Origin of the sequence: Arenivirga flava, from assembly GCF_030161575.1 — a bacterium.
Lineage (GTDB): Bacteria > Actinomycetota > Actinomycetes > Actinomycetales > Microbacteriaceae > Arenivirga > Arenivirga flava.
The window spans coordinates 2,317,921-2,332,240 of the sequence record NZ_BSUL01000001.1; the positions used below are offsets into that span (position 1 = coordinate 2,317,921).

At 67.0% G+C, this 14,320-nt stretch carries 11 protein-coding genes and 3 pseudogenes; 5 read left to right on the plus strand and 9 right to left on the minus strand.

Going from position 1 to position 14,320, the window contains the following annotated elements; all coding sequences use genetic code 11:
- Positions 1-8 precede the first annotated feature (8 nt).
- Both QQK26_RS11165 and QQK26_RS11170 read left to right on the plus strand, forming a co-directional pair.
- Positions 9-1,330 (plus strand): annotated as a pseudogene (locus QQK26_RS11165) (aminotransferase-like domain-containing protein).
- Positions 1,331-1,336: 6 nt separating this feature from the next.
- Positions 1,337-2,295 (plus strand): annotated as a pseudogene (locus QQK26_RS11170) (D-alanine--D-alanine ligase family protein).
- Positions 2,296-3,402: 1,107 nt separating this feature from the next.
- Here QQK26_RS11170 and QQK26_RS11175 read toward each other — a convergent pair.
- The 9 genes from QQK26_RS11175 to rpmH form a co-directional block, all read right to left on the minus strand.
- Positions 3,403-3,855: a hypothetical protein gene (locus QQK26_RS11175; protein ID WP_284232715.1), complete on the minus strand. Its 453-nt coding sequence runs from the start codon at positions 3,853-3,855 to the stop codon at positions 3,403-3,405.
- A gap of 1,242 nt (positions 3,856-5,097) precedes the next feature.
- Complete coding sequence (locus tag QQK26_RS11180) at positions 5,098-6,081, minus strand: ParB/RepB/Spo0J family partition protein (protein WP_284232717.1); 984 nt, start codon at positions 6,079-6,081, stop codon at positions 5,098-5,100.
- The gene (locus tag QQK26_RS11185) at positions 6,081-6,968 is read right to left on the minus strand and encodes a ParA family protein (protein WP_284232719.1); all 888 of its coding nucleotides are present in this window, start codon (positions 6,966-6,968) and stop codon (positions 6,081-6,083) included. Before QQK26_RS11185 ends, QQK26_RS11180 begins: the two co-directional genes overlap by 1 nt.
- A 96-nt stretch (positions 6,969-7,064) precedes the next feature.
- Positions 7,065-7,682: a 16S rRNA (guanine(527)-N(7))-methyltransferase RsmG gene (gene rsmG / locus QQK26_RS11190; protein ID WP_284232722.1), complete on the minus strand. Its 618-nt coding sequence runs from the start codon at positions 7,680-7,682 to the stop codon at positions 7,065-7,067.
- Between the two features lie 45 nt (positions 7,683-7,727).
- Positions 7,728-8,231: a Jag family protein gene (locus QQK26_RS11195; protein WP_284232724.1), complete on the minus strand. Its 504-nt coding sequence runs from the start codon at positions 8,229-8,231 to the stop codon at positions 7,728-7,730.
- Positions 8,228-9,202 carry a membrane protein insertase YidC gene (gene yidC / locus QQK26_RS11200; RefSeq protein ID WP_284232728.1) on the minus strand — a complete coding sequence of 325 codons (975 nt, stop codon included), beginning with the start codon at positions 9,200-9,202 and terminating at the stop codon, positions 8,228-8,230. Before yidC ends, QQK26_RS11195 begins: the two co-directional genes overlap by 4 nt.
- Positions 9,203-9,213: 11 nt before the next feature.
- Entirely contained in the window at positions 9,214-9,525 is a 312-nt protein-coding gene (gene yidD / locus QQK26_RS11205; protein ID WP_284232730.1) for a membrane protein insertion efficiency factor YidD, read from the minus strand.
- Positions 9,522-9,860 carry a ribonuclease P protein component gene (rnpA, locus tag QQK26_RS11210; RefSeq protein WP_284232733.1) on the minus strand — a complete coding sequence of 113 codons (339 nt, stop codon included), beginning with the start codon at positions 9,858-9,860 and terminating at the stop codon, positions 9,522-9,524. Before rnpA ends, yidD begins: the two co-directional genes overlap by 4 nt.
- A gap of 9 nt (positions 9,861-9,869) precedes the next feature.
- Positions 9,870-10,007, minus strand: coding sequence for a 50S ribosomal protein L34 (rpmH, locus tag QQK26_RS11215; protein ID WP_022881903.1), 138 nt, complete (start codon positions 10,005-10,007; stop codon positions 9,870-9,872).
- 204 nt (positions 10,008-10,211) lie between these two features.
- Here rpmH and dnaA point away from each other — a divergent pair, with 204 nt between their 5' ends.
- The 3 genes and pseudogenes from dnaA to gnd all read left to right on the plus strand — a co-directional run bounded on the left by dnaA (position 10,212) and on the right by gnd (position 14,274).
- A complete protein-coding gene (gene dnaA, locus QQK26_RS11220; protein WP_284232745.1) occupies positions 10,212-11,636 on the plus strand; it encodes a chromosomal replication initiator protein DnaA in 1,425 nt (474 codons plus the stop codon).
- A gap of 579 nt (positions 11,637-12,215) precedes the next feature.
- Positions 12,216-13,360: pseudogene (dnaN, locus tag QQK26_RS11225) on the plus strand (DNA polymerase III subunit beta).
- Between the two features lie 29 nt (positions 13,361-13,389).
- Positions 13,390-14,274 carry a phosphogluconate dehydrogenase (NAD(+)-dependent, decarboxylating) gene (gene gnd, locus QQK26_RS11230; protein WP_284232747.1) on the plus strand — a complete coding sequence of 295 codons (885 nt, stop codon included), beginning with the start codon at positions 13,390-13,392 and terminating at the stop codon, positions 14,272-14,274.
- Positions 14,275-14,320: the final 46 nt, after the last annotated feature.

Genomic DNA, 14,320 nt, shown 5'->3' on the forward strand with positions numbered 1-14,320 from the left:
CTGAGACGATGACGACCCCGAGCACTCCGCGGCGGGTCGAAGGCATCAGCCTCGATCCCTGGTACAACAGCTACGCCGACCGCACTGCAGGCCTCAGCGCCTCCGAGGTCCGAGCCCTGTTCGCCGTCGCATCGCGGCCCGAGGTCGTCTCGCTCGCCGGCGGCATGCCCTACGTCTCCGCACTGCCGCAGGATGTGCTCAACGGCTCGATCGAACGGGTCATGCAGGAGCAGGGCCCGGTCGCCCTCCAGTACGGCGGCGGCCAGGGCGTGGGCGTGCTGCGCGAGCAGATCCTCGACATCATGGCGCTCGAGGGCGTGCGCGGCAGCGCCGACGACGTCGTCATCACGACCGGATCGCAGCAGGCGCTCGACCTCGTCACGAAGCTCTTCGTGAACCCCGGAGACGTCGTGCTCGCCGAGGCGCCCAGCTACGTCGGCGCGCTCGGCGTCTTCCGCTCGTACCAGGCCGAGGTCGCGCACGTGCTCATGGACGACCAGGGCATCATCCCCGAGTCGCTGCGCGAGACCATCGCGAACCTGAAGGCTGCGGGTAAGAGCATCAAGCTGCTCTACACCATCCCGAACTTCCAGAACCCGACGGGCGTGACGATGAGCTTCGCGCGCCGCGCCGAGGTGCTCGAGATCGCCCGCAGCAACGACATCCTCGTGCTCGAGGACAACCCCTACGGGCTGCTGCACTTCGGCACTCCCGCGCCGCACGCGATGCGCTCACTCGACGACGACGGCGTGGTCTACCTCGGCACGTTCTCGAAGACGCTCGCTCCGGGCCTCCGCGTCGGTTGGGCGCTCGCGCCGCACGGCATCCGCGAGAAGCTCATCCTGGCCGCCGAGGCCGCGATCCTCTCGCCGAGCGTGTTCAACCAGCTGATCATCTCGGAGTACCTCAACCGCACGGACTGGATGGCGCAGATCGAGACCTTCCGCGAGACCTACCGGGAGCGCAAGGAGTCGATGATCGCGGCGCTGGGGGAGTACCTGCCCAAGCTCAGCTGGACCGACCCGGGTGGCGGGTTCTTCGTCTGGCTCAACCTCCCCCGCACCTCGATTCGAAGGCGATGCTCCCGCGAGCCGTCAAGGAACTGGTCGCGTACACCCCGGGCACCGCCTTCTACGCGGATGGACGCGGCGGCAACCACATCCGCCTCTCGTTCTGCTATCCGAAGCCCGACTTCATCCAGGAGGGCATCCGCCGGCTCGCCACCGTCATCAACGGCGAGCTCGACCTGCTGAACACCTTCGCGCAGACCGGTCCACTGCATCTCTCGCAGCGCCAGAACGTCATCTCCCCGCCCCCGAACATCGGCTAGGACATCATGAGCAGCACCCCCCGACAGGTCCTGATCCTCGCCGGAGGGATCTCGCACGAACGCGACGTGTCGCTGCGCTCCGGCCGACGCGTCGCGGACAGCCTGCAGTCGCATGGCATCCACGTGACCCTGCGGGATCCGGATGCATCCCTGCTCTCGTTCCTGCGCGAGCACAAGCCCGATGTGGTCTGGCCCGCGCTGCACGGCGCGAGCGGCGAGGACGGCGCGCTGACCGGCCTGCTGGACTTCCTCGGGATCCCGTTCGTCGGTTCCCGAGCGGATGCGGCTCGTCTCGCCTGGAACAAGCCGGTCGCGAAGTCGATCGTCGCTCGTGCCGGCGTTCCCACGCCTCGGTCCATCACGCTGACCAACGAGACCTTCCGCGAGCTCGGCGCATCCGGCGTGCTCGCGAGCGTCGCCGAAGAGCTCCCCGTGCCGATCGTCGTCAAGCCTGCGCAGGGGGCTCGGCGCAGGGCGTCACACTCGTCGACGACCAGGAGGCGCTGCCCCGTGCCATGGTGAACGCCTACACCTACGGCGACGAGGTGCTCATCGAGCAGCGGATTCTCGGCACCGAGATCGCGGTCGGCATCATCGATACGGGGGATGGCCCCGTCGCCCTGCCGCCGGTCGAGATCGAACCGCTCTCCGGCGTCTACGACTACGAGGCGCGGTACACCGCCGGCATGACGCGGTTCTATGCGCCGGCACGTCTCAGCGATGATGTCGCCGCGAGGGCCACCGAGGTGGCGATCGCCGCGCACAACGCGATCGGCCTGCGGCATCTCTCCCGCGTCGACATGATCGTCGATGCCGCTGGTACCCCGTGGTTCCTCGAGGCGAGCATGATGCCCGGCCTCACCGAGACCTCGCTCATGCCACAGGCGCTGGAGGCGGCCGGTCACGACCTCGGTTGGGTGTACTCGGCGCTGGCCGATGCGGCGATCGCCGATTCCCGGGTATGACCCGGAGTTCGCGATGTTTCACGTGAAACAGTCCCAACTCCGCCAAACAGCCTGCTCAAAGGCGCTTCTCATCTCGCGTGGCTCTCCCTGATGCGGGTCCCAGCGCCGTTCGATCCCACCGACGTTCGCGCGCTCAGATGACGCCGTCAGCGGTGCGAAGCCGTCAGCGGTGTGAAGCCGCAGCGGCAAGGCGATCCGCGCGGCGGAAAGGTGTCGCCTGTCTACCGGCCCTCCCTGGCGGACCGGCAGCGGCCGCCGAGCAACGGGCATCGACGGATGAGGGCAGTCAGGCACCAAGGAGAATGGTGCAACGAGTCCGAGCAGGCTTCCGACACCGACGACTGCAGCGGCGGGGCGATCGCATGACACTGCCGCCTCGTGCCCGCCGTCAGCTCGAAGGGCATCGCCGGGTGGAACGTTCCCACTTCGTGATGATGTGCGTCCCCGATCGCAGCGGAAGGTGACGGAACGCAGTACAGCCTCGATGGACGGCCGCGTGCGGCGAGGCTCTACCCGCTCGGACCGGATCGAGGCGCGGTAGCAATGGCCACTCTCGGTACGCATCGCCAGACCAGACCGCCTCGCGGGCTTGGAACGGGCCCATGAAGACTCGTCCTTCAAAACATCCCACCTGCGACAGCGCATTCGTGAGATCACGTTCCCCGCGCCTGGTCGATGGCAGGTATGTTTCACGTGGAACAGGTCGGTAGGGCGCGTGCCTCATGCGGATATCGGGGCCCGACGCCGGGGCATCAGGGCATCAGGGCATCAGGGCATCAGGGCATCAGGGCATCAGGGCATCAGGGCATCAGGGCATCAGGGCATCAGGGCATCAGGGCATCAGGGCATCAGGGCATCAGGGCATCAGGGCATCAGGGCATCAGGGCATCAGGGCATCAGGGCATCAGGGCATCAGGGCATCAGGGCATCAGGGCATCAGGGCATCAGGGCATCAGGGCATCAGGGCATCAGGGCATCAGGGCATCAGGGCATCAGGGCATCAGGGCATCAGGGCATCAGGGCATCAGGGCATCAGGGAGCACCGTCGTCTGTTTCCGCGAACTGCACAAGCTTCCCGCGGAACAGGCAGCGCGATAGATCATCGCACTAGACCTGCAGCGCCGGGACCCGCGCCAGCACAGGGGCGCCACGAACGTCGCTCTCACCGAACAGCGCGCTCTCACCGAACAGCGCGCTCTCACCGAACAGCGCGCTCTCACCGAACAGCGCGCTCTCACCGAACAGCGCGCTCTCACCGAACAGCCCGCCCTCACCGAACAGCCCGCCCTCACCGAACAGCCCGCCCTCACCGAACAGCGCGCTCTCACCGAACAGCCCGCCCTCACGGCAACCACCGTCGATCAGGCGGCGCGAGCGGCAACGCGGGGGCCGTTGAAAGCTGCACCGACATCGAATGCGGTGGCGGTATCGATGAGTTTTGCTGGCGGGCGCGGGGTGTAAACGGTCATAGCGGCAGCAACAAAAGCAGCAGCAACAGCACCTGAGCAGCAGTGGCCGCGCCGATGGGAGCAGCGACGGCAGCAGCGACGGGAGCGCCAACAGCAATCGTCACGACCATGAACACAACCACAAACACGAATACGAACCACGAACACGAGCAGGACGACAGCTTCGCCAACGATCGACGTTCTCGCCCGAGGGTTGAGTCGGCCAAACCAGCGTGCCGCCGGCTCACGGCCCACCGCGACGCACGCCATCGAGCGTCGACAATCCATCCCGGACTCGTGCTCGATAGTCGCAGCACGTGTCCGTTGCATCCGATCTTCGGCGCGGAGGCCACGAGCGAGATTGGGCGACCGTGGGGGAGTGCGAAGCCACCGCGTCCGTGGAGTCTCCTCTCTCCCGGAAACGCGTAGGTGCCCCGCTGGACCTGACGCAGTGGTTCGGTTTGCGGCCCGCTTCTGTTCCGGGAGGCTCGTGAACAAGCCGTCGGCCAGGCGCACATGCAGCGCCCGGCCCCTTGCGGCTAATCCGAGGCCGCGTCGCCGCGCCGGTAGGACGACAGCCGAAAGGCGGGGCTGCAGGAGGCGAGGACCATCACCATGCGCAGTCGATGAGCACACGCTCCGACACCGTTTCACGTGAAACATTCGCCACGCTCGTGCGGGATCCTGGGGATGAAATCACTCGCAGCGGCACCGCGTGCGATGGGGGACTCCACTCGACGCCGGCACCACACGGATGCTCTTCGACCAATTCGCATCGAAGTGGCGCATCCGGGATCAGCTTCCTGTGCCAGGTGCGAAACCTCGACAGCCGGGTCCAACACGACAGATGTTCGGTGGCGCGGCCGCGGTCTCCGCCGATCTCCGTTGATGAAAGTTCCTGCCGAGCATGCAGCCAGATTGTTCATCACCATGTCGGCGAACAGCGCATCGCCTCCAAACTCAGCGGCATTGCTCGTGCCATGTTGCCGAGAGTAGGCGCCGCGAGCGTTGCCAGCCACTCGAGAGGATCGCCCCTGTCGCCACCGATCTCTCCGCGATGCGGTCAACGAGAGCGATGACAGGCGCCGACGCACCCGGGCTCTCACAGCCCTCGCCCTGTCGTCAGATCCTCCGGCGAGGCGGAGGCGAGGCGATGCTGCGTTCCGCTGAACTGCTCAGCCTGCAACCCGCGAAGGAATGTTTCACGTGAAACAGGCACACCGTCGACAGCAAGCTGGGGTGGGCGAGAACACCTGCATTGTCGACACGGCAAGGCTCGGAGGAGCCAGCAACGAGACGTTCACGCAGCCGAGGGAAACGCCGGCGGCGAATGTTTCACGTGAAACCTGCCACCTCAGGGCCGGAACGGTTCCTCGCCAAGTTCCGCGAGGATGCGATTGAGGTCGTGCACGGTTGCGAAATCGATGGTCACGCTGCCCTTGGTGCGTCCGAGAGCGATCTTGACGCGTGTGTCGAGTCGGTCGCCGAGCCGTTCGGCGATCTCATTGAGGTGCGCCTGACGAGCGCCAGGAGCGGGGCGTGTCTTCGTCGGACGCGTGGAGACCGAGCCAGCGGCCGCTTCCGCAGCACGGACGGAGAGTTCCTCATTGACGATCTTCTCCGCCAAGCGCTCCATACCCTCCGCGTCGTCGCCGACGGAGAGGATCGCCCGAGCGTGTCCGGCGCTCAGCACGCCGGCGGCGACCTTCGCCTGCACCCGCTCGGGCAAGCGCAGCAGGCGCAGGGTATTGGTAATCTGCGGCCGCGAACGACCGATGCGGTCGGCGAGCTGCTCCTGAGTGATACCGAAGTCGGCCAGGAGCTGCTGGTAGGCCGACGCCTCTTCGAGAGGATTCAGCTGAGCGCGGTGCAGGTTCTCGAGCAGAGCGTCCCGCAGCATGACTTCGTCAGCCGTGTTGCGCACGACCGCTGGGATCGTCGAGAGCCCCGCGGCCTTGCTCGCCCGGAGCCGCCGCTCACCCATGATGAGCTCGTACTGCGGCTCACCCTGCTTCGCTCCCGCTCGAGGGCGGACCACGATCGGCTGCAGCACACCGAATTCACGCACCGAGTGGATGAGCTCGCTGAGCTCCTCCTCGCGGAACTCCGTGCGGGGCTGCACGGCATTCGGCACGATGTCGCTGGGGGAGAGGCTGGCGAGCCGCGCGCCCGGCACCGCCACGAGATGCTCTTGCGCAGCAGCAGCAGCAGCAGCAGCACCCGCCTCACCGAAGAACACATCGACCGGCCGGTCCGAGCCGCCGGTGGCCGGAGATGATGGTCCGGTGGGGATGAGGGCGCCGATTCCGCGACCCAGGCCCGTTCGCTTCGTTGCCATCAGCTCGGTGCTCCTCGATGTGCGATCTCTGCAGCGGCCTCGAGGTACGAGACCGACCCGGGGGAACCGGGGTCATAACTCACGACGGTCTGCCCGTAGCTCGGCGCCTCCGACACGCGAACAGAACGGGGGATGGGCGTACGGAGGACTTCCTTCGGGAAGTGCTGACGAACATCCTCAGCCACCTGATTCGCTAGATTGGTGCGCGCATCGAACATCGTGAGCAAAATCGTCGACAACGTCAGCGTCGGATTCAGATGACGCTGGATGAGCTGGATATTCGACAGAAGCTGGCTCAGACCCTCGAGTGCGTAGTACTCGCACTGGATGGGGATGAGCACCTCACTGGCGGCGACGAAGGCGTTGATCGTGAGCAGCCCGAGCGACGGCGGGCAATCGATGAAGACGTAGTCGTAATCGCTGTTCTCAACGAAGGGCGCAAGCGCCGTGCGGAGCCGCTGCTCGCGCGCGACCATCGATACGAGCTCGATCTCGGCACCGGCGAGGTGGATGGTCGCCGGCAGGCAGTGCAGGGTCTCGATGTCCGGGCTCTGCTGCACGATGCCATCAATGGGGGAGTCGTTGATGATGACGTCGTAGACGCTGGGCGTCTCCGAGCGGTGCTCCACGCCGAGCGCCGTCGAGGCGTTCCCCTGAGGGTCGAGGTCGATCACGAGCACGTTCATCCCTCGCGAAGCCAATGCAGCTGCGAGATTCACGGCCGAGGTCGTCTTGCCGACTCCGCCCTTCTGGTTCACGACCGTGATCACACGCGTGGCGTCCGGACGGGGAAACTGCCACTGCTCGATGGCCCGGCGCCGACGCGTGAGGTCGCTCAGCTCTCGGGCGAGCGGTGTCGTGTCATCGAAGGCACCGGTGCTCGTCATGCTGCGTCACTCCAGGTCGAATGTTTCACGTGAAACGGGTGGATCAGAGGCACGGGCGCGGGCCCGAAGGCCGATCTGCGGAACGCTTCGCGGGGGTCAGACCACTGTAGCCCGGAACACCCGTGTGGGCTCCGCGCCGATCTCCTCGCCCAGCACGAGCACCTCGGGGTCCCGCAGGCCAGCCTTCAGCAACTGCTTACGGGCCGCCGCGATCTCGTCCTCGACGCTCGCCCCTTTGAGGAAGAGCATCTCACCGCCCACCGACAAGAGGCCACGGCAGTTCGGCACCAACGTCCTCAGGGCACTGACCGCACGCGCGGTGACCTGATCGACCGCGATCCCGGTCTCCTCGGCGCGCGCCCGCAGCACCGTGACGTTCTCCAGTCCGAGGCGCTCGGATTCCTCGGAGAGCCACGCGACACGGCGCTCCATCGGCTCGATGAGCGTGAAGGACGTCTCGGGAACGGCCAAGGCGAGCACCAGGCCGGGCAGACCAGCCCCGCTGCCGACGTCGGCGACCGTGCCTCCGCGTCGGATGAGCGGGGCGAGCAGGCCGCAGTTCACGACATGCCGAGACCAGAGACGCGCGAGCTCCTGCGGCCCGATCAATCCCAGAATCTCACCGTGCTCGGCGAGATCGGCGGTGTACTGCCGTGCCAGTTCGATGCGATCGCCGAACAGCTTCGCTGCGGCGACCGGCTCGACCTCGATCATCCGACCCTCCGCAGACGAGGCACGGCGCGCTGCTCCACGAGGGACCTACTTGGCGGTGACGACGGTGTGGCGGTCGCGACCCTCGCCCTGCGACTCGGATCCGTAGCCGCGTTCGGCGACGATGTCGTGCACGAGCTTGCGCTCGTAGGAGGACATCGGGGGCAGAGCCGACGACGACGCACCGCCCTCGATCCGCTCGATCGCACGGTCGACGAGCCGTGTGAGCTCCTGCGCGCGCGCGTCCCGCGAGCCGCCAACATCGAGGATGAGCCGCGAGAACGCTCCGGTCTTGGTCTGCACCGCGATCCGCGTGAGCTCCTGCAGCGCGCCGACGGTGTCGGGGGAGGAGAGCAGTCGGAGGCTGTCGGGATCCTCGGCCGTCACGCTCACGTACGCCCGGCCCGCGCGGGCCTCGATCTCGAGATCGCCGTCGAGGTCGACGATGTCGAGCAGCTCCTCGATGTAGTCGGCCGCGACCTCGCCCTCCTCCTCGAGGCTCTCGATGCTCGACTCGGGCTTGGTGTCGACGGAGTCCACGGAGTCGCTCACTTCTTCTTCCTCTTGTTGCGGTTCTTGTTGTTGACCGGCTGCACGCGCTGGGTGGGCTTCTGCTCTTCGACGACCTCGGGAGCGTCCTCCACGATGCTGATGCCCTTGCGCTGGTTGCGCCGGGCGATGCGCGCCTCGCGGGCGAGGGCCGCCTCGCTGCCGGGCGTGGGCATGTTGCGGATGACGATGAACTGCTGCCCCATGGTCCAGGCGTTCGAGACGAGCCAGTAGAACATGACGCCCAGCGGGAAGGCCACGCCGGAGACCGCGAACACCAGCGGGAGGATGTAGAGCAGGATGCGCTGCTGACGGAACATCGGGCTCGCCTTGGCCTCGGGCGACATGTTCTTCGAGACGATCTGCAGCTGCGTGATGAACTGCGAGGCCGTCATCAACACGACCATGATCGGCGCGAGGACGAGCACCTCCCAGGGGCCGCCGCCGCCCAGGACGCCGGAGAACGAGGCGTGCAGGGGAGCACCGAAGATCTCCGATGCGGCGAACTGCTGCGACAGCTCGAGGTTCATGAGGCCCACACCCGCGCGAGGGTCGTTGCCCTGCGATCCGGCCGCGGTGTTGAGCACCGTGTAGAGACCGAAGAAGATCGGCATCTGCAGCAGCAGCGGCAGGCACGAGCTCAGCGGGTTGGCACCCTCCTTGCTGTAGAGCGCCATGGTCTCCCGCGACATCGCCTCACGACTGAACTGGTCGCGCTTGCCCTTGTACTTGTCCTGGATCTTCTTGAGCTGGGGCGCGACCTCGAGCATCTTGCGCTGACTCTTGATCTGCCGCACGAAGACCGGGATCAGCGCAGCGCGCACGATGAGCACGAGCACGGTGATCGAGAGCACCCAGGCGGGACCGCCGGCGGGGTCCAGACCCAGGTAGGTCAGGCCCTGGTGGGCGCCGACGAGGATCAGCTCGATGACCCAGCGGATCGGCCAGAGGATGGTGCCGAGAATGTCAGGCATGGTGCTTCGGTTCAGCCCTTTCCGTGGCCAACTGCTACGACGAACCCGGACCGCGTGATCCGGAAGCTCTGCTGCTCGCGCTCCGGCACATCGTCGATGCCGCCGCGCGCCCAGGGGTGGCAGCGCGCGATGCGCTTGGTGCCCATCCAGATCCCGCGCACGACGCCGTATCGCTGGATCGCCTGGAGGGCATAGGAGGAACAGGAGGGATAGTACCGGCACACGTCGCCGTAGAGCGGTGAGATCGCTGCGCGGTACACCCGCAAGACCGCTACGCAGGCGTTGCGGGGCAGGTACGAGAGGGTCCGGAGCACGAGGTTCACGCTCCGGCGCGATCGCGGAGCGCCTGCTGCAGGCTGCCCCGCAGCTCCGGCCAGCGGATGGAGTCCACGCCCGGCAGCGCCCTGATCACGATGTCGGTGTGCGGGTCGAGTTCGCCCCGCACCTCGGCGCAGAGCGCCTTCAAGCGGCGACGCACGGTGTTCCGAACGACGGCGACCCCCACCTGCTTGCTGACGATGAAGCCGAAGCGTGGAGTGGGGGTCGTGTCGTTGCGACGCACGTAGAGCACCGCGTTGGGGGTCGTCAGGCGTCGACCACGGCGAACCGTGGCCCGGTAGTCCTCGCCCCGGGTGATCCGGTTGGCCTTCGCCAACACCGGATCGACTCAGGCGCTGAGCTCGGTGCGGCCCTTGCGACGACGGGCGGCGAGGATCGCACGGCCGGCGCGGGTGCGCATGCGGAGGCGGAAGCCGTGCACCTTGGCGCGACGACGGTTGTTGGGCTGGAACGTACGCTTGCTCATGAGTTGATCTCCGGATAGGGGCCCGCTCGATGGCGGGGAAGCTCGGCGCGCCCTACAGGTGGACGGCAACTGATTAAAAATAGGCGCTCAGTACAGCATCGTCAAACGCGGACTTGTCCACAGGACCGCCGACGGGTTGTGGACAGTCGTGGAGCGGCAACTACAGTGGAGGGATCCCGCAGCCCTCCACGTAGGAAGTTCTCGATGAGCGACGCCCCCGACGACACCCAGCGACTCTGGGCATCGACGCTGTCGGCGCTCGACGAGGACCGTCGGATCACCCCTCAGCTGCGCGGCTTCCTCAGCCTGGTGCAGCCGAAGGGCGTCATGGCGGGCACCATCTACCTCGAGGTGCCGAACGATCTGACGCGCGGCATGCTCGAGCAGCGCATCCGCCTTCCGCTCATCGAGTCCCTGGGCGGAGCCAGCAGCGGATCCGTCGTCACCTTCGCCATCGTCGTCAACCCCGACGTCGAGCCGCAGGCCTCTCCCGAGGAGCCCGCCGATCCCGGCTACCTCGACGCACCGGCGCCGAGCCCGGCGCCCGCAGCCGCTGCGGCGCAGGAGGAGGGCCCGGCCAACAAGCGCGCCGACTCGCGCCTCAACCCCAAGTACAACTTCGACAACTTCGTCATCGGAGGGTCCAACCGCTTCGCCCACGCCGCCGCGGTCGCCGTCGCAGAGGCTCCTGCGAAGGCCTACAACCCGCTGTTCGTCTACGGCGACTCCGGGCTGGGCAAGACCCACCTCCTGCACGCGATCGGCCACTACGCCGAGACGATGTACCCGGGCATCCGCGTCCGCTACGTCAGCAGCGAGGAGTTCACGAACGACTTCATCAACTCGATCGCGAACAACCGCTCGTCGCTGTTCCAGTCGCGCTATCGCGACATCGACATCCTGCTGATCGACGACATCCAGTTCCTGCAGGGCAAGGACTCCACGCAGGAGGCCTTCTTCCACACCTTCAACACGCTGCACGACCACAACAAGCAGGTGGTCATCACCAGCGACCTGCCGCCGAAGGCCCTCACCGGCTTCGAGGACCGGATGCGCTCGCGCTTCGAGTGGGGCCTCATCACCGACGTGCAGGCCCCCGATCTCGAGACGCGCATCGCGATCCTGCGCAAGAAGGCGCAGAGCGAGCGGCTGCAGGTCTCGCACGAGATCCTCGAGTACATCGCCACCAAGGTCTCCTCGAACATCCGCGAGCTCGAGGGCACGCTGATCCGCGTCACCGCCTTCGCGAGCCTCAATCGCACGCCCGTCGACATGCAGCTCGTGCAGACGGTGCTCAAGGACCTGATCACGCTCGACGACGACAACGTGATCGCACCGGTCGACATCATCAACAACACGGCCGAGTACTTCAAGCTCACCGTCGACGACCTCTACGGTTCCTCCCGCTCGCAGGCCATCGCGACCGCGCGTCAGATCGCCATGTACCTCTGCCGGGAGATGACGAACCTCTCGTTGCCGAAGATCGGGCAGCTCTTCGGCAACCGCGACCACACCACGGTGATGTACGCGAACAAGAAGATCAGCGAGCTCATGAAGGAGCGGCGCTCGATCTACAACCAGGTGACCGAGCTCACCAACCGCATCAAGCAGGGCAACCGCTACAAGTAGGCCGTCGCCGGCACGTTCCCGCCGTCGGGGGATCCGAGCGGATGCGCGCAGCCAGGCTCCCGTCTCCTCTCGCGTTCCCCGGGAGCCGGCCCATCGCGCGCCGCCGGATGATCTCCGACCCCGGCGGGAGGCTCACCGGAGCACTTCGCGCGAGCGCGCGTGGCCGCCTGCCGCGGCGCGAAACGCCGTCGTCGAAGCCCTCCCGCGTCGAATTGCACAGTGTGGAGAACTTGTGAGTAATGGTGCGACAGCGTGTGAGCGACGAGCGCCAGCTTGTGAATCACAAGGATCCGGGATCGGGATGCATCCGGATTCCTGTCATTCGCCGTCCCCAATCCGCCAACAGCTCACAACCGTGTAGTTCCCTTGCTGCAGCAGACTTTCCACCGACTTATCCACAGTTCCCACAGCCGTTAACATCATTAATTCATTGCTCTGAAGGGGATCGGGCGATAACCCCCAGCGCCGACCTGTGGATGGATCGCTCGGTCCGAATCCCAAGGATTCGAGCGTTCGGGCGCTGTGGCAGGATTGGGACGCCAACCACACGACGCCGCGAACGACAGGGGTGCCCCGCGCATGAGATTCGAAGTCAACCGGGACGTCTTCAGCGACGCGGTGTCCTTCGCGGTCAAGCTGCTGCCGCAGCGCACGACCCTGCCGATCCTCAGCGGCGTGCTCATCGAGGCCGACGAGCAGGGGCTCACCCTCTCGTCCTTCGACTACGAGGTCTCGGCCCAGACGCAGATCCAGGCCACGGTCGACGAGCCGGGTCGCGTGCTCGTGTCGGGTCGCCTGCTGGCCGACATCGCCAACCGCCTGCCGAACGCCCCGGTGCGGATCAGCGTGACCGACTCCTCCGTCGCCGTCGCCTGCGGTTCCGCCAACTTCAGCCTGCTCTCCATGCCGGTCGAGGAGTACCCGAACCTGCCCCAGGTCGCGGATGAGACCGGCCTGCTGCCGGCCGACGCCTTCGCGAGCGCCGTCTCGCAGGTCGCCGTTGCGGCATCGCGCGACGACGTGACGCCGGTGATCACCGGCGTGCAGCTCGAGGTCGGCGAGAACAGCCTCAGCCTCGTGGCCACGGACCGCTACCGCGTCGCCGTGCGGGAGATCCCGTGGGACTCGGGCGACGCACCGTCCGAGCCGCTGACCGCGCTCGTCCCCGCGCGCACCCTGCAGGAGGTCGGGAAGACCTTCGGCAGCACCGGCAACGTCTCCGTGAGCATCGCCCGCAACGACGAGCGCGAGATCATCGCCTTCCGCGCCGACCGCAAGACCGTCACCTCGCTGCTCATCAAGGGCAACTTCCCCCGGTCAAGCGGCTGTTCCCCGAGACGGTCGAGAACTACGCGGTCATGAACACCGCCGAGCTCGTCGAGGCCGTGCGCCGTGTCTCGCTCGTGCTCGAGCGCGAGGCCGCCCTGCGCTTCACCTTCACCGCGGAGGGCCTCACCCTCGAGGCGATCGGATCCGAGCACGCCCAGGCGTCCGAGTCGATCGACGCGCACCTGGTCGGCGACGACACCACGGTGTCCCTGAAGCCCCAGTTCCTGCTCGACGGCATCGGCGCCGTGCACAGCGAGTTCGTCCGGATCTCGTTCACCAAGACCGAGAACCCGAACAAGCCGGGACCCGTGCTCATCACGAGCCAGTCGTCCCGGGAACAGGCAGGAGCGGACAGCTACAAGTACCTGCTCCAGCCGAATCTCCTGCTGCGCTGACCCGCGCACCGAACGACGAAGGAATCTCCATGCACATCGGCCTCATCGGCCTCGGTCGCATGGGCGGCAACATGCGCGCCCGTCTCCGCGACAACGGCATCACCGTCACCGGTTACGACCCCAACCCCGCGGTCACCGACGTCCCCACCATCGCCGAGCTGGCGCAGGCGGTCCCCGGCCCCCGCGTCGTGTGGGTCATGGTCCCGGCCGGCGAGATCACCACCGGCGTGATCCGCGACCTCGCCGACGCGCTCGACGAGGGCGACCTCGTCATCGAGGGCGGCAACTCGAAGTTCACCGACGACGCGGTGCACGCGGGGATCCTCACCGAGAAGGGCATCCGCTACATGGATGCCGGCGTCTCCGGCGGCGTCTGGGGCAAGGAGAACGGCTACGGCCTCATGGTCGGCGGTGACGCCGCCGATGTCGAGCGCGCCCTGCCCGTCTTCGACGCGCTGCGCCCCGAGGGTCCCCGCGAGGAGGGCTTCGTGCACGTGGGACCGGTCGGATCCGGCCACTACGCGAAGATGGTGCACAACGGCATCGAGTACGCGATGATGCAGGCGTTCGCCGAGGGCTACGAGCTCCTCGAGAAGCGCAGCGACCTCATCCACGACGTCACCGGCACCTTCGCGGCCTGGCAGCGCGGCACCGTGGTGCGCTCCTGGCTGCTCGACCTGATGGTGCTCGCGCTCAAGGACGACCCGAAGCTGGCGGAGATCTCCGGCTACGTCGAGGACTCCGGTGAGGGCCGTTGGACCATCGAGGAGGGCATCAACAACGCGGTGCCGCTGCCGGCGATCACCGCGTCGATCTTCGCCCGCTTCGTCTCGCGCCAGGACGACTCGCCCGCCATGAAGGCGGTCGCGGCCCTGCGCAACCAGTTCGGCGGGCACGCGGTCCACAAGGCCTGACACCCTCGACACCCCGCCGGTGCGGGCTCGGCTGCGCCGGGTCCGC